Source organism: Streptococcus sp. 5004 (genome assembly GCF_013276755.1).
Lineage (GTDB): Bacteria > Bacillota > Bacilli > Lactobacillales > Streptococcaceae > Streptococcus.
Window position 1 is genome coordinate 166672 of sequence record NZ_VMLP01000002.1, and the last position, 21111, is coordinate 187782.

Annotated in this window: 19 protein-coding genes and 1 pseudogene; all 20 read right to left on the reverse strand. The window is 38.4% G+C overall.

Going from position 1 to position 21111, the window contains the following annotated elements; genetic code table 11:
* Positions 1 to 249: 249 nt before the first annotated feature.
* Positions 250 to 1092 carry an aldo/keto reductase gene (locus HT685_RS00900; RefSeq protein ID WP_173227171.1) on the reverse strand — a complete coding sequence of 281 codons (843 nt, stop codon included), beginning with the start codon at positions 1090 to 1092 and terminating at the stop codon, positions 250 to 252.
* Complete coding sequence (locus HT685_RS10030) at positions 1070 to 1255, reverse strand: hypothetical protein (RefSeq protein ID WP_240148107.1); 186 nt, start codon at positions 1253 to 1255, stop codon at positions 1070 to 1072. The genes HT685_RS00900 and HT685_RS10030 overlap by 23 nt, the downstream gene beginning before the upstream one ends.
* Positions 1256 to 1357: 102 nt before the next feature.
* Positions 1358 to 2749, reverse strand: a complete 1392-nt coding sequence (gene pgdA, locus HT685_RS00910; protein ID WP_173227169.1) for a peptidoglycan-N-acetylglucosamine deacetylase PgdA — start codon at positions 2747 to 2749, stop codon at positions 1358 to 1360.
* Positions 2750 to 2918: 169 nt separating this feature from the next.
* Entirely contained in the window at positions 2919 to 4469 is a 1551-nt protein-coding gene (locus tag HT685_RS00915) for a ClC family H(+)/Cl(-) exchange transporter (protein WP_173227167.1), read from the reverse strand.
* A 15-nt stretch (positions 4470 to 4484) separates the two neighbouring features.
* Positions 4485 to 5264 carry a ribonuclease HII gene (locus HT685_RS00920; protein WP_173227165.1) on the reverse strand — a complete coding sequence of 260 codons (780 nt, stop codon included), beginning with the start codon at positions 5262 to 5264 and terminating at the stop codon, positions 4485 to 4487.
* A complete protein-coding gene (ylqF, locus tag HT685_RS00925; RefSeq protein ID WP_173227163.1) occupies positions 5251 to 6102 on the reverse strand; it encodes a ribosome biogenesis GTPase YlqF in 852 nt (283 codons plus the stop codon). Before ylqF ends, HT685_RS00920 begins: the two co-directional genes overlap by 14 nt.
* Before the next feature lie 478 nt (positions 6103 to 6580).
* The gene (locus HT685_RS00930; protein WP_173227161.1) at positions 6581 to 7309 is read right to left on the reverse strand and encodes an alpha/beta hydrolase; all 729 of its coding nucleotides are present in this window, start codon (positions 7307 to 7309) and stop codon (positions 6581 to 6583) included.
* A 3-nt stretch (positions 7310 to 7312) separates the two neighbouring features.
* Entirely contained in the window at positions 7313 to 7624 is a 312-nt protein-coding gene (locus HT685_RS00935; protein WP_000420556.1) for a hypothetical protein, read from the reverse strand.
* Positions 7625 to 7733: 109 nt separating this feature from the next.
* Entirely contained in the window at positions 7734 to 9476 is a 1743-nt protein-coding gene (locus tag HT685_RS00940; protein WP_173227159.1) for a glycoside hydrolase family 13 protein, read from the reverse strand.
* Positions 9477 to 9638: 162 nt separating this feature from the next.
* Complete coding sequence (locus tag HT685_RS00945; RefSeq protein ID WP_173227157.1) at positions 9639 to 10523, reverse strand: diacylglycerol kinase family protein; 885 nt, start codon at positions 10521 to 10523, stop codon at positions 9639 to 9641.
* A gap of 113 nt (positions 10524 to 10636) precedes the next feature.
* On the reverse strand, positions 10637 to 11491 hold the full coding sequence (locus HT685_RS00950) for an ADP-ribosylglycohydrolase family protein (protein WP_173227155.1): 855 nt from the start codon (positions 11489 to 11491) through the stop codon (positions 10637 to 10639).
* A 57-nt stretch (positions 11492 to 11548) separates the two neighbouring features.
* Entirely contained in the window at positions 11549 to 12307 is a 759-nt protein-coding gene (locus HT685_RS00955; protein ID WP_173227153.1) for an ATP-grasp domain-containing protein, read from the reverse strand.
* Between the two features lie 61 nt (positions 12308 to 12368).
* Entirely contained in the window at positions 12369 to 12557 is a 189-nt protein-coding gene (locus tag HT685_RS00960) for a hypothetical protein (protein WP_000179769.1), read from the reverse strand.
* 321 nt (positions 12558 to 12878) lie between these two features.
* Complete coding sequence (locus HT685_RS00965) at positions 12879 to 13445, reverse strand: hypothetical protein (RefSeq protein WP_173227151.1); 567 nt, start codon at positions 13443 to 13445, stop codon at positions 12879 to 12881.
* A 222-nt stretch (positions 13446 to 13667) separates the two neighbouring features.
* Positions 13668 to 15026: a 23S rRNA (uracil(1939)-C(5))-methyltransferase RlmD gene (gene rlmD, locus HT685_RS00970; protein ID WP_173227149.1), complete on the reverse strand. Its 1359-nt coding sequence runs from the start codon at positions 15024 to 15026 to the stop codon at positions 13668 to 13670.
* A gap of 96 nt (positions 15027 to 15122) precedes the next feature.
* Positions 15123 to 15689, reverse strand: coding sequence for a thiol-disulfide oxidoreductase-associated lipoprotein SdbB (gene sdbB / locus HT685_RS00975; RefSeq protein WP_173227147.1), 567 nt, complete (start codon positions 15687 to 15689; stop codon positions 15123 to 15125).
* An 11-nt stretch (positions 15690 to 15700) separates the two neighbouring features.
* Positions 15701 to 16408, reverse strand: a complete 708-nt coding sequence (gene ccdA2, locus HT685_RS00980; protein ID WP_173227145.1) for a thiol-disulfide oxidoreductase-associated membrane protein CcdA2 — start codon at positions 16406 to 16408, stop codon at positions 15701 to 15703.
* 229 nt (positions 16409 to 16637) lie between these two features.
* The gene (locus HT685_RS00985; protein WP_173278907.1) at positions 16638 to 17054 is read right to left on the reverse strand and encodes a hypothetical protein; all 417 of its coding nucleotides are present in this window, start codon (positions 17052 to 17054) and stop codon (positions 16638 to 16640) included.
* A 420-nt stretch (positions 17055 to 17474) separates the two neighbouring features.
* A pseudogene (locus HT685_RS10035) lies at positions 17475 to 19808 on the reverse strand (DUF1542 domain-containing protein); the annotation flags it as partial.
* A gap of 434 nt (positions 19809 to 20242) precedes the next feature.
* Positions 20243 to 21103 (reverse strand): methionyl aminopeptidase, encoded by an 861-nt coding sequence (locus HT685_RS01005; protein ID WP_173227061.1) that lies wholly within the window; start codon positions 21101 to 21103, stop codon positions 20243 to 20245.
* Between the last annotated feature and the right edge of the window lie 8 nt (positions 21104 to 21111).

Consider the following 21111-nt stretch of genomic DNA (forward strand, 5'->3'; position numbering starts at 1 on the left):
AGACTGAATAAGCAAAAGAACCACATCCGACAATCCTAGGTTGATTTAACCTAGGGGCGTCAGAAACGCGGTTCCACCCTAATTTATTACTTCATTGTTTTTGAAAATACTACAGAAAGCGCCAGCTCTTGATTTTGTTCTACTTGGCTCCCACTATCCCAAGCTCGCTTGAAGAACGCCATAAGACTTTCTTTCCTGCTGACTATTATATCAAAAATTAGAATAATGTACAATTCTTTTTATGATTTTCTAAAAATCCACATCATCAACTCGTGGAGCACCAGATTGAACAGCAATCGTTTTTAAGGTTTCATGTTCCTCATGGCTCAATTCAATTCCAAAGCAATCAAGATTAGCCTGAATACGAGAGGCTGTGACAGATTTTGGAAGTGGTAGAAATCCTTCTGCCAAGCTCCATGCCAAGGCTATCTGAGCAACCGATTTTCCGTGATTTGCTGCGATTTCTTGCACTTGCTTGCTATCAAACAGTTCTCCCTGACCAAAAGGGCCCCAAGCTTCCAATAAAATTCCTTTTTCTCGACAGTAAGCTACGACTTCCTCTTGATAGACACCTGGCGCCAAGCGAACCTGATTGACCGCCGGAAGAATTTTTGCTGTTTCAAGCAAGGCATCCAAATGATGGGGAAGAAAATTACTAACGCCGATAGCACGGATTTTCCCTTCTTGATAGAGGTCTTCCATCGCTCTCCAGACCTCAGCATTTCGGATTTTCCATTGGTCATTTTCTCTGAGCAGTTTTGGATTTGGCCAATGAATCAAATACAGATCCAAATAATCCAAGCCCAACTTCGCTAAAGACTCTGCAAAAGCCTGACGAGCTTGCTCATAGGTTTGCTGACTATTCCAAAGCTTGGTAGTTACGAACAATTCCTCTCGTGGAACTCCACTATCTTGAATGGCACGACCAACACTTTCTTCATTTTTATAAATAGCTGCCGTATCGATATGCCTATAGCCTGCCTTTAAAGCCTCTAGGACAGCTTGATAGGCAATCTCTCCATTTTCAGCTTTCCAGGTTCCAAATCCCAGAACTGGAATTTCTACTCCATTATTTAATTGATAGGTATTCATATGCTTCTCCTTCTATTTTATACTCTTCGAAAATCTCTTCAAACCACGTCAACGTCGCCTTGCCGTAGATATGGTTACTAACTTCGTCAGTTCTATCTGCAACCTCAAAACACTGTTTTGAGCAACCTGCAGCTAGTTTCCTAGTTTGCTCTTTGATTTTCATTGAGTATTATTCATCAATTATAGCATAAAACATTTTTTAAGTAGTACTATCTTTTGTAAAAAATAAGTCTATCACATATCTGACAGACCTATTTTTTATTGCTTATTCATCACGACTATAATACAGCTCATGAGGTTTTAGGCGAGTATTGAGCATCTCTGGTATGGTCACAAAGGTATAACCCTGATTTTTCAAATATTCAATGACCTTCGGCAAGGCATTGACTGTCGGACTGTGAATATCATGCATCAGAACGATAGAGCCATTAGCTACTTGATGCTGAATTTCCGTCAAAATAGCCGCTTCATTTTTACTCTTCCAGTCCAGACTATCCACATCCCACATGATAAAGCTCAAATCCAAGCTATTGCGAATATCATCTGTAATGGCTCCATAAGGCGGGCGCATGAGTTTTGAACTAGAACCCAGCACTTTAGTTAGCACATCCTCAGTATCAGTAATCTGTTTTTTAGCTTCATCAAGAGAGAGTTGCGAGAGAATCGGATGGCTCCAACTATGGTTTCCAACAACATGACCTTCAGATTTTATCCTCTTCACCAAGTCCTCATTCCCAGAAACATTTTTCCCAAGCACAAAGAAAGTGGCTTTAACACCATATTTAGCTAGAGTCTCTAATGCCTGCGGGGTCGTTGCTGGATTTGGACCATCATCAAAGGTTAGAGCGACAACTTTTTGATGTTTCTTATCAAAGTAAGACTGGTACAAGGCTGCGTCTTTTTCAAGTAAGTACGAAGATTGGATAACATCAAAGAAAGCAGATACTGGCAAGGCTATCTCTTCTAAATTTTCAACCGCAGGACTTGGATAAAGGATAATCTGACTATCCTTGTAATCAAAATTCCATGCAGATAAGTCTTGGTCAGAGAAACCTTTAACAATCTGGTCACTCTGGTCTTGATCTAATTTCTTATCCTGTAAGAAAGAGGTCAACTCTTTTATCAGCTGTTCCTTAGCCTTACTAGCATCTGAAAACAGTTGGTCAAGTGTAAAAGGTTGCCCATCTTCTGTTAAGTGAACCTTTCCTAGACTGGTCTTTTCTGTCTCTTCAACCTTAAAATCAACTAAATCATAGATTTGTTTGGTTACATTACGATTGACGACTCCCTTTAAACCTGACTCTTCTTGCTCTGTATAGTAGAAAACAAGAGTGTCCTTACTTTCTAGCTTGTCCTTAATGTCTTTATTTATCAGCTCCTTAGCAGACGAAATCACTTGTTCCCCTTGGAGAGGATAATAGGCAATCACTTCGGTTTGTCCCTTACGAAAATGCTCCCTCTGATTTCCCTCACTCAATTGATCGTCTTTCTCTTTTTTGAGCGATTCAATCTTTTGATCAAAACTTTTTTGCTGATACATTTTAAAAGCAATAAACCCGCCTAATAGGCAAATAGAAATTGCTAAAATACCAATCAAAGCCAATAATACATGTCTCTTTTTCCCGTGTCTGCCACGTCCCAGTCTACTTTTATTCATATTTATATCATAACAAATTTGAGCAATAATTTCAATGATTTTGGAGCGAAGCGTATATTAAAAAAGATCCTCAGTAAAAAATAACCGATTTCATTGCTGAGAATCGGCTTTCTAATGTATTTAATTAAGAAATATTATTATTACATAATAAAAATTATGTAAACAGAGTTTACAACAACAAATCCTTGACTTTTCCAATTTCACTTTTTGGAATAACTAGATGAATCATATCACCCAGATACATTCTGGTTGAGCCGTTAACTGTTTGGCTCTTTCCATTATGCACTTGGGTAGTGATGAGGACGTTGTGTGGTAAGTTGAGTTCATGAACTTGTTTCCCAGCAATTTTATCAGAAACTGGTATTTCGATAAGTGTCACTTCTCCTTCACTGGATACTTCCTCTGGAAGCATTTTTTCCAGCATGGCTTCATAGACTGGTGCACCCTTGAGCAAATCCATGATGATGTAAGCTACTAAGGTTACTAAACCAAGTGGCATGAGGTTGCGAATATCTCCTACCATCTCAGTTACGAGGATCATAGCGGTTAAGGGAGCTTTTGATATGGCTCCAAAATAGCCACTCATTCCTAGAATGACAAATATAGGGAATTGCTCCTGACTGACAAGTCCAATATTCACACAAATGACACCAACTAGGGCACCAAGTAAGGAACCGAGAGCCAAAATTGGTAGGAAAATTCCTCCTGGAAGACCACTTCCATAACTAATCATGCTCCAGATAAAGCGAATTAAAAAGTAAGCTAATAGAACTTGGAAACTAAAATCTTGCTCAGTTAGGGAAAGTACCAGCTGATTTCCACCACCAAGGATGTGGGGTAAAAAAATTCCGACTGGTATGATGAGAATGAAGGCCAGAATTGGATAATAAGCTCTATCCAAATGGATTTTTTGACCAATCAAGTCATAAACTCTTCCGATGTTTAATACAGCTTTCTCATAGAGAAAACCTGAAAATCCAAGGAAAATTCCCATGACGAGATATATCCAATACTGATCTAGGGTCATGAGAGGAATGTTATCTGGCATATCCAATACTGGTGTCAAACCGAACATGAGCAGAGACACAAAGTTTGCTACGAGACTAGCTGCTAGAGTGGAAACCCAGAAAAAGCGCGAAAAATGATGATAGACTTCTTCTACAACAAAGAGGAGACCTGCTATTGGAGCATTAAAGGCTGCGGCTAATCCTGCTGCAGCACCACTAGCAATCAGGGAACGTTCCTCCACTGGACTGGATTTGAGCCACTTGGAAATTCCTTTACCACCAACTGCTCCCAGTTGGATACTTGGCCCTTCACGCCCCAGCATGAGTCCGCTGGCAATAGCTAGAATTCCTAGAATATATTTTTTCCAGAGAACGCCCCACCAGTTAAGGGTCATGAGGCCTTTCAGTTCGGCTTCGACTTGAGGAATTCCTGAGCCTTTAATATCTTTTTCAGAGCGTGTCAGTTTGGCACTGAGCCAGCAGATGATTAGATAAAACAGGGCGATAATAAATAAATTAACAAATAGGTGCGCTTGATCTTGATAAAGTCCTTGTATCAGGTGGAAGCCTTTTTCAATTAAGAAACGAAAGGATCCGACGATAATTCCAACGACGAGGCCGACAATGATTCCTCGACCAACTTGGGATAGTATAGTGCTAGATGCAAAGGCGAATTCTTTCTTAGAACGGACTATTTCCGACTGTTCCTCCATGGTATTTCCTTTCAATTAACTTTCTTTTTTACCTAAAACCAGTGATTTAACGGGTTCAAAGCTGGTTCGGTGAATTGGGGTAACTCCTAGTTTTGTGAGGCCTTCCAAATGTTTAGCTGTGCCATATCCTGCATTAGTAGCGAAATCATAGCCAGGGAACTGCTGATCATAGTCCTTCATCAATTCATCACGGGTCACCTTGGCTACTATAGAAGCCGCTGCGATAGAGAGGGAGTTGGCATCTCCTTTGATGATGGAGGTTTGTGAAATGGGCAACTCCAGTTTCATGGCATCTATCAAAAGGTGCTCAGGTTGAGGCCTGAGCTGGGAGATAGCTTCCGTCATGGCCAGTTTGGTTGCTTCATAGATATTGACTTGGTCGATGACCTGATTATCCACGATACCAATTCCGATTGACAGGGCTTGGTCTTGAACGGCTTGGAAAATCTCCAGATGTTTCTTTTTAGGAATTTTCTTGCTATCGTTGAGACCTCTAATCTTACAATTTTGAGGTAAAATAACGGCAGCAGCGACTACAGGACCAGCAAGAGGACCACGACCAACCTCATCAATACCAGCAATTAAGGTCAATCCTTGCTTGTAAAGTTCTTTTTCGTAGGAAAGCATGGATTCCAAGCGCAAATTTTCATCTAATTCAGCTTGAATTTTTTTTTTACGCTTGCTGATTTCTTTTTGAACTCCTGAGCGATTATCCTTTTCAAGCTCTAAAAAAATAGGGTTATCTAAGTCCTTGACTGTTGCAAGTAGTCCTTTGATTTCTTTAATCGTCGCCATCGAGATCTTCCAATGTATCTAAGGTATAGTTACCGAGTTTGCCATCACGGACTTCCTTCACGAAGAGACTGTAAAAACGGTCATAGTCATCACGGAAACCGAGGGCACGGGTCATGTCCATAATAATAACCGGCGCTTCTTCTTCAATTTTCATTTGTTTGAAGCGTTCAGCTAGCTTTTCTGGATAATGTTTTTTGAAATAATTAAGACCAAAAATAGTTACCTCATCCATAGGAAGCAACTGGTCTTTGATAGCTCCAGTCAAGGCCAGTTTCAGTGCAACAGTTTCGTCTTCGAATTTAGGCCAGAGAATCCCCGGTGTATCCAAGATTTCCAGGTCTTTATTGGTTTTAAGCCATTGTTGTCCCTTGGTCACACCTGGTTTGTTACCGACAACGGCAATTTTCTTACCAGCTAAACGGTTCATAAGAGTGGATTTACCAGCGTTTGGAATCCCAATAATCATGGTACGCAAGGTTTCAATCTGAATCCCACGTTCTTTCTGGCGAGCAATCTTATCAGCCATAAGCTTCTTGGCCGCATCTGTTACAACTTTTACAGTTACTTGTTCTTTGGAATTGATAGCCAGCGTCTGAATTCCTTGTGATTCAAAATACTGACACCATTCCTTGGTCATTGCTGGATCGGACAAGTCCGCCTTGTTTAAAATCAAAAGTTTTGGTTTGTCACCAACAATCTTGGTCAACATAGGATTTTGACTAGATAGAGGTAAACGAGCATCCACCAAAATCGTCACAAAATCAACAAATTTTAAATTTTCCTGAACCTGTCGACGTGCTTTAGACATGTGACCAGGAAACCATTGAATAGTAGCCATTGAATTTTTTTCCTTTCGTAGCAAGGGTTTAGATACCCTATTTTATTTTACTATCGTTTGAACATAGAGAGTTCTCAAATGAATGATATTCAAATAGTTTTTTGTTTTATGATATAGAAATCTACCTTATATTATATCATGACTTCTTTCTTTTGTCCGATGATAGCCCTTTAAGCGCCCTGAATAGAAAAAGCGACTCTATAATATTTGTAGTGGGTAAATCCCCTATGGATATTATAGAGTCTATTTTGTGTAGAAAAAGTTCCATAGAAAAAATCATATGGAATCATTACTTTTTATCACAAAACCACTCGATATCAAAGAATCAAATATCAAAAAAGAAAGGACGAAATGTGTCCTTTCTAGATCTTATCTTTTCTTCAACCACTACAGTTGACAAAGAGCCCAAATTAATTTGATATTCCTAATCAATTTGTTCATATCTTATTCCAATCAACTATATATTAATTATGATAATTTATTCAATATCCCAGTGAGAATAAGAGAACCACTCATTAATCAGACTAGCAATTTCTCTAGGTGCTTCAGTATAAAGCTCATGGCCAAAGTTCTCTAGAAGAATAGTATCAAAATAGTCTGGCAATTCTTTTAGGGCTTCCTCTCTCCATGTAGCTTCATTAGGATAGCGAGGACTAATAAATAAGGTATCTCCCACTTCTCTCTTAAAAGCTTGTATCTTCCTCCGTAGGCGGAGTATCGCTTCTATATTTTCATAATTTATAGCCAACTCATATCTATTATACTCAGAATTCCAGTGATAGGACTGTCTTACAGCTTCCTCCATATTTTCTGACCAATGCTTTGCTTCAGATTTTTCTTTAGAAATAAGAACATCTAAGTCCGAAACAACTTGAGATTCAATATAGTTTTTTGTTTCCTCTAATTCCACATCTAAAGGTAAAATCTTATCTAAATCTAGATAGCCACCATCCAAAAGAATCAGTTTTGTCACTTCATAAAATTCCGATGCAAGATAACGCGCCAAATCTCCTCCAAGAGAATGACCTATCAGACAGATAGAGTCTCCTTCTACAATCTCATTTTTAAACCATAATTTCAATTCTGTTTCATCTCGAAGATGCTTTTCATATGGACTTAGAAAATAAACCTGCGAATCTAGTTCTTGAAGAAAATCCTTGCTATGATAGATATTGCTTCCCAGACCGCCAATAAAATATTTTTTCATTCTCTACTTAATACTATGCTTATTCATCTTTTGTTCAAAGATAGTCGTGATAATCTGACGTAATTCTTCGCGTTCTTTTTCTGGAATTTCACCACTTGTTTGAGCTGCAGCGTAGAGTTCAGGGTGTTCAATTGAAATGCGTTTAATCGTACGTGTCGTAGCATGTTTTCTGACGAAAAATGGGATTCGCTTAATCAAGTCTTGTGGTACTAGCGCAAGAATCTTTTCAGCAGTTTCCTTGTCACTAATCTTAGACGTCGTAAGCCCCTTCTTAATCATTTCCTGTTCTTTTTCTGTAAAATCTTTTAATTCCATTCGGTCAGTCCTCCTATTTTCTTTAAGTTAAATTATATACCAATTGCAGCAAGACGACAAATAGTCTGCTTGTAAAATCTTCTCTATACTACAATTTTCCTGTCGCTCTTTAATGAAAAATCACAAATCCTTTTGGAGAGATGACAAGCTGATTCTCTAATTCCTGGCAATTGCTTGCTAGTGCTACTGCTTTTTTCTCTACAATACAATCTTCTGTTGATTGGTTAAAGATAGCTTTAAGAATTTGTCCATCGTATTTCCATTCCAAAGCTACTACATCAGCTTTGATTTCTTGGAGACTATACTTGCCATGCGAAATGATTGATGACGCATGTTTACGAATCTTAATCAGCTTCTTCATGAAGTTCAGCATATCATCGTCACTTGAGACACGTTCCCAAGGCATACAACGACGACAATCTGGGTCTGGACCGCCAGTCAAGGAAAGCTCGGTTCCGTAGTAGATACACGGTGTTCCTTTTTGTAAAAAGAGAAAGGCTAGGGCTGATTTGACCAGTTGAACATCTTCATTGGCCGTCCACAAAATTCGTTCTGTATCATGTGAATCCAAGAGATTAAACATGACCTCTGAAATCTGCTGTTTGTAATACATAGATTGGCCATTGATTTCACCGATAAACTGGTCTGTCTTCTTAATTCCTCGTAAGAAATACTCTTTGATGCTATCAGATAAAGGATAATTCATAACAGCATGGAATTCATCTCCATTTAGCCAAGGCTGAGACCTATGCCAGACTTCTCCTAAAATATAAAGATCAGGTTTTTTAGCTAAAACTGCTTTTCGAAAATCCTTCCAAAACTGATGGTCAATCTCATTAGCCACATCCAAACGCCAAGCATCAATATCAAACTCTTCAATCCAATAAGTCGCAACCTTTAAAAGATAATCCTTGACCTCTGGATTGGCTGTATTTAGCTTAGGCATATAGTCCTCGAAACCAAAAGCATGATAAGGTAAATCTCTCTTATTGGCTAGCTTTTCAGTCCTCACTGGAAATTGTTGAATATGGAACCAATCTTTATAAGCAGACTCCTCACCGTTTTCGACAACATCTTGCCATTGAGGCGATTGCGAACCAATATGGTTAAATACCGCATCCAACATGATTTTCATGTCACGCTGATGAGCTTGCTCGACCAGTTCCCGAAAGGTCTCCTTGTCCCCAAAATGACGGTCAATTTCAAAGTAATCTGTCGTATTGTACTTGTGATTGCTTGTAGATTCAAAGATAGGACAAAGATAAAGTCCAGTAATTCCCAAGTCTTGCAAGTAATCCAGATGGTCAATAATCCCCTGTAAATCACCACCAAAGAAATCATCACTCTTAGGTGTGATAGATGAATGCCAGTCTAAAGCCCCTTCTGGGTTTAATCGAGCATTTCCATTAGCAAACCTCTCAGGAAATATCTGATACCATACCGTGTCTGAAACCCAGTCGGGAACCTGACAGGCATCAATCTCATGAATATAAGGCAACTTAAAGCCATTCCCAATAGCATGAAGATTTTCTAGAGAATTTTCCACACAAGCTTTATCACCATACAAAATACTTTGACCTTCTGTATCCATGACTTCAAAGAGATACTGGATACGTGCAAAGTCAACGGACACTTCAACCTGCCAATAATCAAAGATGGCATCAGAAGTTATCTTGGCCATTTCTTTTATATCCTGATAAAACTCCTCCATAAAGATAAAAGGGTCACCATAATGTAAGTTGATGCTTTCAATATCCCCTTTCTTAGTTCGAATCCGAATATGAAGCTTCTTATCCTTATAAAGATAGGCAAACTCCGACTCAGGCCTATGGTAAATGGCACTTAATTCCATCAATTTGTCTCCTTGAGTTCCAATTTAAATTTTACGCAAACGTTTTCAAAATTAATAAATCCAGTATACTATTTTTGTAAATTATTTGCAAGGAATGTCCGTTCTTAAAGGAACTATCTTTTAAAGTATACAAAAAGCCTTAAAAAAGGCTTTCTCTATATACTAATCCTCTTTCGGTTTTGAAAATACTTCTACTCGCTGAGCTAGGACTTTGATTTCTACAGGTAGGTTATCCGATTTATCGCCGTCAACATCTGACTCCAATTCACTATCTGAAGAGATCTTAATATTACGCGCTCTGATATACTCAATATTATCATTGCCGACAACATCTCCTTTTAGTAAATCAGGAATAACGGATAATTTAGAGAATATAGAAGCATCTTTTAGAATCAAAATATTGGCATAGCCGTCCTTGTTTTCTTCAAAGATTTTCTTATCGGCGAAGTAATTTGTCAAGAGAACAAAAACATGACTAGCTTCACCAATATAATTTCCATTTTCTGTCTCAACCTTAATGTTAAAGACCTGATCCGTCATAACAGACTTCATGGTATTTACAGCATAGGCTAAAATACCGAATTTTGTCTTATCCTCTATTTCAACATTGTGAATCGCCTCAGGCAGAGAACCGATACTAAAAATATAACCAAAATAGTTATCATTTGCTTTACCGATATCAATCTTATTGGTTAAGTTGAAATCCAGTTCATCTATCGCGCCATCGATGTCTTGATTGATTTCCAATAGTTTTGTAATGAGGTTACCCGTACCGCCTGGGATAATACCCAACTTAGGAATGTAGTCTCTCTCAGCAATACCCGAAATGACTTCGTTGACAGTCCCATCTCCACCAAACACAACCACTGCATCGTACTTCTCACTAGAAGCTTCTTCAGCAAAATGTGTTGCATCCAGCGCTTTTTCGGTAATTTTGGTTTCCACGTGGTCAAAGTATTTTTTTGCCCTATTCTCCAACTTTTCTTTGTAATCCAAAGCCTTCTCGCCACCAGAAGTAGGGTTGATAATTAACATTGCTTTTTTCATTGATAATACTCCTTAATTTTTAAATAGAAATGTTTACATTTCGTCGTATGCAAGTAAATGTAAACATATTATACAATGAAAATATAGAAAAGAGAAATCTGACGTACTGGAGATTAAAACGCTTTTATTCTATTTTCCCATCGCATAACTACATCCTTTAAGGGTTCATCCAAGTAAGAAATGGCCTTATCCTTTATCCAATCAGGAATACCATAAGCTGCCTCTGCAATGCTACCAGTTATTGTAGCAAGTGTATCACTATCGCCACCAAGTGAGATGGCATTCCTTATCGCATCTTCGAAGTCTCTACTTTCAAGAAAGGCAATAATGGCTTGAGGGACAGTTTCTTGACATGTTTCGTTAAAATGATAGTTAGGGCGGATTTCATCTAAAGTTTGAGATAGATTGTAGCCGTATGTCTTCTCTATATAATCCTTAATCCGTCTTTTACACTCTGCTGGATTGTCCTTAATTGGTTGCTCGTATTCTCTACAATAACCACCAAAGTAAAAACGACACAGAAAGATAGCATCAACTGTAGCCATAGCACCTTTAATACCTTCTGGATGATTATGGGTTACCTCTGCAGAAAGGCTCGCAAGTTCTCTAGATGATGGCCACATTCCGGTTCTCGCATAAAAACTACAGTCCATGTCCCAAGCGCATGGAGAAACACGCATAGCCGAACCATTCCCAAAGCTATTATAAGGCTCACGGTTATCGCTGTTTAGCCATGCATTAAACCGAGCACCGTAATCAGCATTCGGATACATTCTGCCATATTTCTTCATCGCGTCAATGAAGTCATCTTTTTGTCCCCCATTCATAATTGCTTCTGCGACAGCACAGGTCATAACCGTGTCATCTGTAAAAAAGCAGTCCTTCCGAAATAAAGGAAAGTCCTTTGTTTTGATATTGTTCCATTCGTAAACAGAACCGACAATATCTCCAATAATTGCTCCTAGCATAAGATTCCTCCTTATTCATTTTGAGACTTTCTATATTAGTTAACTTACATATTTATTTTAGAAAACAATGTCCTGTTGGATTTTAAAAATTTCATTTTTTTCAAAATAGGGTTTTACCATTTCTTTCCATCTAGCTTTATGAAAATTGATTGAGTTTAAAGGAGATAGGCCATAATTTCCCAATGCATAACCATCATTTACTTCAACAACAAGTGTCCTGCCATCACAAGTAACACCGATATCTAGTCCATAAGCTATTGGCGCATCTTTCCAACATGATATGGCTTTATCAATTACACTTGCATCAAAATGTGCATGATAATCACCTGTATAGGGTCGAACATCTAATACTTGACCATCTAACACAAAACACCGCCATTCTGCTATGAATTCTACAACTTCACTAATCCATATAGGATAGTCGAAAGGTAGACCAATACCTATTAAATCATGTGTTCCATTAACAACTCTTCCAGTAAAGACTTTTGAACCAGCTTTAGGCTTAATAAATTTTCCCCAATTATCAGGTATATTTACAATCTCTCCTAAAATACCAGCATAAATCTTTCGACCATAAAACTCTTTAAGCTCAATAGGATAGTCATAAACCGGAACGTTTAAGCCCATCATTTTTAGTAATGCTCTAGTCTCCGTTATATAATCTACAACTATATCTTCACTTGTTAACTGTTTTATTTCAGAAAAAGATTGATATAAAATAACTTCTTCTCCTTGTAAGTAGGCACCTACTTGAGCATTGTACTTATTAATTGAAACTTCACTTGGTAGTTTGCTTTGTCTAATATAAACAACCATTTCATCACTCCTATATCACTAGTGTTACACCTATTTGTAAAAAAATAATAGCTTTTTGCTCTTATTTTTTTGAGTAAATAGCTCCCATAATATCATCGAAATAATCAACAGTATTTAGGAGTAATTCTATAACCTGGGACTTTGTTAGTCGCATTCCCCTTCTATCTCTAGCATCTTCTACTAAATTTTCAAGTTTCTCTAGATTTTTATCATCCAAGCTAATCATTATTCTATTTTTATCAGTTGCCATTTACTTTACCTCAAGTTAATTCTATCACAGGTGTAACACTTGTGTCAACTGGCTTTTATAATACATTAGTTTAAAAGTGGAGAGGATTTTTAACACAGTAACTTTAAATCTTTGGTATTAAAAAATTTTCACAGTATTTATAGAAATAAAATCTGTCTCAAATAAGTTATCAAATCTAGTATAAATTATGAGCGGCTACTCTAATACTTTCCCTCTAAACAAGAAAAAGGCTTACACTCAAGGATTTTCTTAACCCCCTTCGTTACAACGTTTTGATGATTTTACTAGCAAAGGTATATACTCACAAGGAACTTTGGTTGACTATTGAATCTCTCCCACCTCTTCTTTTACATATTCTTCTACATCTTCAATTTCTACAAACATTGGGTCTAAATGACACAAGAAGTGCCAATCTTCGCTCCCTTTTTTTCTGTAAAGAATCGCTTCACCGTCTTCACTTCCGAAAAAGCTTCTGTCGATTTCATATCCATTACGCTCTAAGTAATCTTTTGTTTTACGATAGCTCGCTTCTCTTGTTTCGACATAGTCTTTAACCTCATGGTTGTTAACGATATATGCATCAATTTTTGAATATCCTTCGATCACTCTATCATTTTTGAGGGATAAATTTGAAATCTCTTTCCAAATAATGTCTACATTTTCCTCAGGATCGAACATAAATTTAGATAAAGGAACAATATTTCCGTTAAAAATAATTTCCATATAATCCGGTATGTTTTTAGAATTAAAATACTCCACTTCAAAACCATCTTCTGTTTCCAGAGTGTATCCCGGAATTTGAGCTACAAAGGCTTTCCCCTCTTCTATGGAATCAAATGCGACTAAATCTTTTGAATAATTATTTTGATATAACTCTAATATAATCATTTATAACCTCATCTAAATTATCCGTAGATTGATTTTTCAGAATATAATACTGATTAGTTCCCCTTAGGATATAGTAAATTCTTTTTTCTACCTTCTTAAAACATCATTTAAAGGCTACATACTCGGCGGTTCGCTGTTACCCTATCGTTTCGTCGTAAACTTCTTACTCTACGACAGCTATCCCATTGGCAGACTCAAAAGGTTCAATGAACTTTTTGAGGATTAATTTCGTTTCACTAACAAACTCACACACTCAACATGATGCGTTTGAGGAAACAAATCCACCGGCTGGACTTTCTTTAACTCGTATCCCAATTCTTGGTAGAGTTTGATATCACGTGCCATGGTTGCGACATTACATGAGACATAGGCAATGCGATCAGCTCCTGTTTGGCTACTTGCCTTGATAAAGCTTTCTGTCAAGCCCTTGCGTGGAGGATCAACCAAGATAACGGTTGGTTGAATACCGTCTTTGAGCCAATTTTTCATAGTATTTTCAGCTGTGTCACAGACATAGTTGGCATTTGAAATATTGTTCAGTTGAGCATTCTTCTTGCTATTCTCAACCGCTTCTGGAATGACTTCAACACCATAGACTTCCTTGACATATTTCGCAACAGAAAGACCAATCGTCCCGATACCAGAATAGGCATCAATAACCACATCATCTTCTTTTAATTCAGCAAAGTCAATAGCTGTTTGATAAAGTTTTTCAGCCATTTCTGTATTAACTTGGTAAAAGGCTGGTCCAGCGATTTGGTAGTCATTTCCCAACATCTGGTCGGTAATATAGTCTTGTCCATAAAGGGTGCGCCATTCCTTACCAAAAATCGCATTGGTGTTCTGGTCGTTGATATTTTGCATAACAGACGTAATGTCTGGGAACTGCTTGATTAGTTGTTCAATCAATTGCTCCACACGAAAAACTTTGGGACGAGTTGTTACCAAAATAACCATAATTTGTCCTGAATAGTGGCCACGACGCACCACAAGGTTTCGAATCAAGCCAGCTTGTTCCTTTTCATCATAAGGTTTCAAATCATAACGACGGAGCAAGTCGCGTAGGGCTACAACTACCTCATCAATCACAGGATCTTGGATAAAGAAATCTTCCAGTGGCATGAGGTCGTGGGAATTCTTACGGAAAAATCCAGTTTCCAAGACACCATTCACTCGACGAACAGGAACCTGTGCCTTGTTGCGATACTTGACTGGATTTTCCATACCCAAAGTTTCAGCAACTTCTACATCAGCAATTCCAGCAATCTTGTAGAGACTGTCCTTAACTTGCTTGGTTTTAAATTTGAGCTGTTCTGGATAGGCAAGATGACCTAAATCCGCGATTCCTGAACGCAGGTAAGCCAAATCTAGATCTTGATTACGATATGGTGACTGGACAAGGTATTCTTCAACTTTCCCAAAGCCAATCTTTTTATTGACCTTGAGAACTCGCATGAGGATTTTTTCATTTGGTAAAGCATTCTCGACAAAGAATACCAAACCATCCACCTTGGCAACTCCTGCGCCTTCATGTGTCAAATCAACAATTTCAACTTCTACAATATCATTTTTCTTTAACATTCTCTTCTCTTTCTATTGGCCGACAAAAAAGACGGCAACGTTACGGTTACCATCTATTATACCATGAAATTTGTAATCAGATTCTCTTTATCTATGCTAGTTCATTGCTTTAAAAGCTGCTTCTGCATCCGCATTGCTGATGACACCAAATTGAATCTTTCCAATCTTTCCTTGGCTATCAATTAAATATTCTGTAGGAATGCTTCGAATTTGATAAGCTTGGAAGGTGGTTGCTTTGGTATCATAAAGCACTGGGATATCCTTATAACCTTGATCTTGGAACCACTGTGGGAATTGCTCAACAGTTTTTTCACCTTGAATTCCTGGTGCAATGACACTAAGAATTTCAAAATCGCGATCTGGTTTCGCAGCTAATTCCATCAACTCAGGCATACTTTTCTTACATGGACCACACCAGGAAGCCCAAAACTTCAAATAGACTTTTTTACCCTTATAATCAGATAACTTAACTTCTTTACCATCCATGGATTGCAAAGTGAAGTCTGGAGCATCTTTTCCAACAGCAATTTGTTGTACGGGCGTTTGTTGCTGCTGTTTTGGGGATTGTTGTGGTGCTTGAGTCTTTTTAGTTTCTTCCTCACCACAAGCCATCAATACAACTACTGACAAGAGGCTTAAACCAGCAAACATTATTTTTTTCATCTTTTTCTCCTTTATTCAAAAATTCCAGCTAGAACATTTACTTGTCCTAATAGTAACAAAATTCCCATTAAAATAATAAGGAAACCACCAATTTTCTTCAGTAACATCATATGACGTTTGATTTTACTAAAATAAGGCATCACTACACCAGAAGCTAGTGCCAAGACCAAGAAAGGAAGGGCCATCCCCAGAGTGTAAATAAGAGTATAGATAGCTCCTTGCCAAGCGCCATTGCCTCCAGAAGCCGCAAGTGCTAAAACAGAACTCAACACTGGACCAATACAAGGCGTCCAACCAAAGCTAAAGGTAATACCAAGTAAAAAAGCTGACCAATTACGATTAGAATCTGATTTTTTAAAGGTAAAGCTTTTTTGAACCTCTAATTTCTTAAAATGAAAAATTTCCATCTGGTGAAGTCCCAAAATGATAATAATTGTTCCCATAACATATCGAAACCAATTTGCATAGAGAATATTACCAAAGTAACCTGCACCAAAGCCTAGAATAAAGAAAATGAGAGAGATACCTGCGATAAAGCAAAGTGTTCGAATCAAGCCTGACCAAAGAACCTTTCTCCCAAATAAAGAAAAGCTTTTTGCACTTTCCTGATCATCCAATAAAATTCCAGCATAAACTGGCAGAAGTGGAAAAATACAGGGAGAAAAGAAGGACAAGACCCCTGCTAAAAAAACGGAGATTGAAAATACTAGCGTTTCCAATAAAGAACCAACTTTCTTAAGATTTCTAATCCTATTTTACTATATTCAATTTAATTTGTATGCTTTCTGCTACGCAAAATCGTATTGGCACTACTGGACCAATCTTTTCTTTTGCTAGTCAAGGCGGATCTTATCCTACAAAATAGCCAAAAAGCAACGACAAGGGTTACTCGTCGCTGCTTTTGTGAACGGAAACGTCTTTTAGATTTGACATTTCATAACTCATGTTTTACTTGAGTTTGGCAAGGATTGCTTTAAGCTCCTCTACTAGTTTAGCTTCTGTCTCTGCTGAGCCATTTTCTTCTTTCACGAAATCAAGGGTTTCTTGAAGAAGGTTTTGGGCTTTGGCAAGGACTTTTTTATCTACTTTTTCTGCATCTAGCTGTCCAAGAACTTTTGTCAATTCCGTGCTTAATTGCTGGATTTCTGACTCTTTCTTACGGCGAACCAACCAGAAGGCAATCACACCTAGAAGAGCAAGTAGACTGACCACAATCACTCCTGCTGGAACTGAGGTTGTTTCAGTCATCTTATCTGAATCCTTACTATCTTCCGTTCCTTGTTTGGCATCCTTTTTGTCCTGTGCATGCTTGCTGTCGCTAGCATTTGCTTTCACATCTTTGAGAGAGTCCAAGGCAGCCTTCACAGACTCTACTGCAGTACGCAGACCTTGCTCTGTCAAGGCACTATCTTCCAGAGCTTTTTGAGCATCTAGGAGGACAGACTTGGCTGCATCGATTTTCGGATCAGATACTGTTGCCAAAGCTTTCAAGCGTTGGTCTAACTCTTGAGTCAAGGCACGAAGTTCAGACTTGTCAACTTGCTCTTGAGCTGGAGCTTGCGTGCTCGTTGAGCTAGCTGAAGGACTTGCTGCCGCTCTAGGAGCTTGAGTCGGAGCTGAACTTGGAGCTGGAGCAGGACTTGTAGGTTGACTAGGAGCAGTTGGTTGAGACGGTTGTGGAGATGGCTCAGATGGAGCTGTTGGAGTCTCTGTAGCTCCTTGATCTGGCTGAGTAGGAGTAGAAGGTTGAGGCGTAGGAAGCGGACGTGGAGATGGTTGTGGATTGATGTTCTTGATAGCATCGATTCCTGCCACTTTTGCCTGTTCTACATCCTTATTTGTTACGCCCTTGTCCACCGCAATCTTAGCATCCTTAGCTTCTTGATCCACCTGTTGCAATGCTCTTGACTTGTCCTCAGTTGTCAAATCAAAACGATTCGAAATTTCTGTTTTCTTAACAAATGCAGCAGCTTCGATTGCTTCTATTGCACTTGTCTTAGCCTTGTTCGCAGTTGTTACTCCATTGATTGCGTTTACGCCTTCTGTTTGAGCTGTAGTCACATCCGCATTGCTTGTAGCTGATTGAATTTTCTGCTTAGCTTCTGTTACCTTTTGACCAACGGCTGTTGTCTCGGCAGTTTTTTCTTCTGTTGTTAAAGTGCCATCTGCTTGAATCGCTTCTTTTTTCTTTTGGGCAGCTTTATCAATTTCTGTTTCTGCACTTGTCTTAGCCTTGTTCGCAGTTGTTACTCCATTGATTGCGTTTACGCCTTCTGTTTGAGCTGTAGTCACATCCGCATTGCTTGTAGCTGATTGAATTTTCTGCTTAGCTTCTGTTACCTTTTGACCAACGGCTGTTGTCTCGGCAGTTTTTTCTTCTGTTGTTAAAGTGCCATCTGCTTGAATCGCTTCTTTTTTCTTTTGGGCAGCTTTATCAATTTCTGTTTCTGCACTTGCTTTCTTCGTTGTTCCTGCTAGAGCTACATTTTGAATATTGCTGATTCCTTCTGTTTTAACGTTATTCAAATCCGTTTCGGTTTGAGCTTCATTTATTTTGGTAATGGCACTATTTTTCGCTGTCTCTGCTAAACCTTTTACTTCTGTTTTTTCTTCAGTAGTCAAACCATTATCACTATCTATTTGACCTGTTTTAGTAGTGAAAGCGTCGTTAATCTCTTTCGTAGCACCAGTCTTATCCACTGTAGGGATTGGTAAGTCAGGAACACTCTTTACTGTACTCCAATCACTTTCGCTAAATTCTGGATTAACTGAATTCCCATATGCATCTGTCGTTAGACTATCTGAATACGCTCGTGCCTTAGCTTCAATTCTATCTCCTGGATTAAAACCATTAGAGTTTTCATATCGTACTTCCCCGTTCGTCGCCACTATCCAGTCAGTTTCTACTCCGTTAATTCTTAATTTAACTTGCGAATGACTCCCCTCAAGAGTTTTTGCAACAATTTTTGTATACCTACCGCTCTCTTCTGGTATATCTAAAGTAGGCGGTGTTGGTTTAACTTCGATTGGTAATTCTACAGTCGTTCTAGCACCTACTTGATATTCATTAATATTAATCAAGAGATTGTATTTACCAATCATTTCTTTTGGAATGCTACCCTGCAAATAATAACTGTAATATCCGTCATTAGCAAATTTTTTTCTATCACCTCTATTAAGATTAGAAGATTCTAATCTCACTCCCCCTGCTGGTGTCGTCACAATTTGTATACGTGGTCTATCTCCAGTCTGTGATTTCTCAAAATACAATTTAATATTCACATAAGTATCATAAGGACTAAGTTGCTCTCCTTGATTATATACTCTTTTTCCATCCGCTTCTGCTCTCCACCTAGTAGACGCTGCCCTAAACCCACTACCTTCTGTAAAAGTAGTTCCATTTAAGCTATGATTATGCCCTGCGATATTGGTACCGTTTGGTTCTGTATTTTCTGCCTTTAGACCTACTGTTGCTTTACCGTTTGTTGTATCAAGTTTAGGAGCCTTAGGTTCTACATCCTTCTTAACACGTTTTAAGCCAGTGTTTTTATAACTTACTAATGTTCTAAAGGCTGCATCTACTTCTGTTTGATTTTGCGCCGTTGCAAGGACTTGTCTCGCTTCTTCGGTTTTTGCTTTTAAGGCTGCTACTGATTCTTCTGTGTAGTTTTCTGTTTTTATGGCATCAATTTCAGTTAATAGCGATTCTAAGTTCTGAGTATTTAGTTGTCTACTAAGTTCAATATCTGTTTTTGGTTGATCTTGTTTTTCTGCTATCTCTTTATTTAATTCTAATTTAGAGTTGCCTTCAGTACTCGTTTTCTCAACTTTAGCTTGGCTGTCTTGCTCTTTTCTCTCTGTCGCTTGAGTGTTTGGTTTAGCTCCTTCTTGTTCTACGTTAAGATTTTGATTGCTTGTATCTGATGGCGGTAAGACAGATGGATTCCCAGTGTTGCCATTTCCATCCTGAGCGATCACTTCTGTACTCGTTTCTGCCGCCTGCACTTCTGTCGCTGGATTAGCCACAAAAAAGACAGACCCTAGCAAGACTGAGGCTGCTCCAATTGAAAACTTGCGTATAGAAAAGCGTTGGCGCTCATTCATTTTAAACTGTTTCATAGTTTTTCCTTTCTTTCTACCCTGTCTTTGCTCCTCTAGCCATGTTCATGCAGGCATCAACTCGCAATAAAAACAGGAAGACATGACCTTTTCTCATCTTGAACAAATGACAAAAAGCCCATTGTTTACTAACACTTCATTATATCAACTTAGTTCCCTTCCTTCAACCTCACTTTGTTTTAGAAAATCGATAATTATATATATATATATATATGCACATTGCTTATTTTAAAGGATTTAGAGACTCCTTATTTGTAAATTTAGTATATTTTTCATTATTTTCAGAAATTTTAAATTTATATAACATTCATGCAAGACTCTTCATCTCACCATCTTTCACCAGAAAGACCTATCCTAGACTCAGCAAATAAAAAAAACGGCTCTCCGAAAATTGTCCAAAGAGCCACTTTTTCTTCAATCTACTTTTACTTATTTTAATAAGTCCCTTCTTCACCTTGACTAGTCAAGATAACAGGTCCATCTTTCGTAATTACGAATTGGTGCTCATATTGACAAGATAGTCCACCGTCAATAGTCTTATGCGCCCAACCAGTCTTCATATCTGTATCAATTTCCCAATCGCCTGTATTGATCATTGGTTCAATGGTTAAGACCATTCCTTCACGAAGACGGAGTCCACGACCTGCAATACCATAGTTAGGAACCATTGGTTCTTCGTGCATAGTTGGGCCAACACCATGACCAACCAAATCACGCACTACACCGTAACCACGACTTTCAGCATATTCTTGAATTGCCGCACCGATATCACCGATACGATTTCCAACAACAGCTTGTTCAATCCCCTTGTACATAGCTTCTTTGGTTACATCCATCAAGTTTTTGACTTCTTTGGACGGTGTACCTACAGCATAAGCCCAACATGAGTCTGCTAAACCACCAGAATAGCTATGAGTGTATTTCTTCATTTGTTCAACATTGTTGAAGTTTAATTTTGAGACATTCAGGTCAGATTTAGCAATAGGACCTCCCAAAACCATATCAACCTTGAGCAAATCGCCATCTTTTAAGATATAATGACGAGGGAAAGCGTGAGCTACTTCATCATTAAGAGAGCAGCAGGTAGCATAAGGATAGTCCATCATGGCACCGTCAACCCCAATCTGAAGCGGAAGGAAATTTTCTTCCTTACAACGACGGCGGACATATTCTTCAACTTCCCACATATCTACGCCAGGCTTAATCAAATCACGTAAGCCGATATGAATACTTGCTAGAAAATCACCAGCCTTGTCCATAGCTTCGATTTCACGAGCTGATTTTAATGTTATCATCTTTTCTC

Coding starts and splice junctions, on each gene's coding strand:
- HT685_RS00900 (WP_173227171.1), bottom strand. CDS start 1,092: ATGAATACCTATCAATTAAATAATGGAGTAGAAATTCCAGTTCTGGGA.
- HT685_RS10030 (WP_240148107.1), bottom strand. CDS start 1,255: ATGAAAATCAAAGAGCAAACTAGGAAACTAGCTGCAGGTTGCTCAAAA.
- pgdA (WP_173227169.1), bottom strand. CDS start 2,749: ATGAATAAAAGTAGACTGGGACGTGGCAGACACGGGAAAAAGAGACAT.
- HT685_RS00915 (WP_173227167.1), bottom strand. CDS start 4,469: ATGGAGGAACAGTCGGAAATAGTCCGTTCTAAGAAAGAATTCGCCTTT.
- HT685_RS00920 (WP_173227165.1), bottom strand. CDS start 5,264: ATGGCGACGATTAAAGAAATCAAAGGACTACTTGCAACAGTCAAGGAC.
- ylqF (WP_173227163.1), bottom strand. CDS start 6,102: ATGGCTACTATTCAATGGTTTCCTGGTCACATGTCTAAAGCACGTCGA.
- HT685_RS00930 (WP_173227161.1), bottom strand. CDS start 7,309: ATGAAAAAATATTTTATTGGCGGTCTGGGAAGCAATATCTATCATAGC.
- HT685_RS00935 (WP_000420556.1), bottom strand. CDS start 7,624: ATGGAATTAAAAGATTTTACAGAAAAAGAACAGGAAATGATTAAGAAG.
- HT685_RS00940 (WP_173227159.1), bottom strand. CDS start 9,476: ATGGAATTAAGTGCCATTTACCATAGGCCTGAGTCGGAGTTTGCCTAT.
- HT685_RS00945 (WP_173227157.1), bottom strand. CDS start 10,523: ATGAAAAAAGCAATGTTAATTATCAACCCTACTTCTGGTGGCGAGAAG.
- HT685_RS00950 (WP_173227155.1), bottom strand. CDS start 11,491: ATGCTAGGAGCAATTATTGGAGATATTGTCGGTTCTGTTTACGAATGG.
- HT685_RS00955 (WP_173227153.1), bottom strand. CDS start 12,307: ATGGTTGTTTATATTAGACAAAGCAAACTACCAAGTGAAGTTTCAATT.
- HT685_RS00960 (WP_000179769.1), bottom strand. CDS start 12,557: ATGGCAACTGATAAAAATAGAATAATGATTAGCTTGGATGATAAAAAT.
- HT685_RS00965 (WP_173227151.1), bottom strand. CDS start 13,445: ATGATTATATTAGAGTTATATCAAAATAATTATTCAAAAGATTTAGTC.
- rlmD (WP_173227149.1), bottom strand. CDS start 15,026: ATGTTAAAGAAAAATGATATTGTAGAAGTTGAAATTGTTGATTTGACA.
- sdbB (WP_173227147.1), bottom strand. CDS start 15,689: ATGAAAAAAATAATGTTTGCTGGTTTAAGCCTCTTGTCAGTAGTTGTA.
- HT685_RS01005 (WP_173227061.1), bottom strand. CDS start 21,103: ATGATAACATTAAAATCAGCTCGTGAAATCGAAGCTATGGACAAGGCT.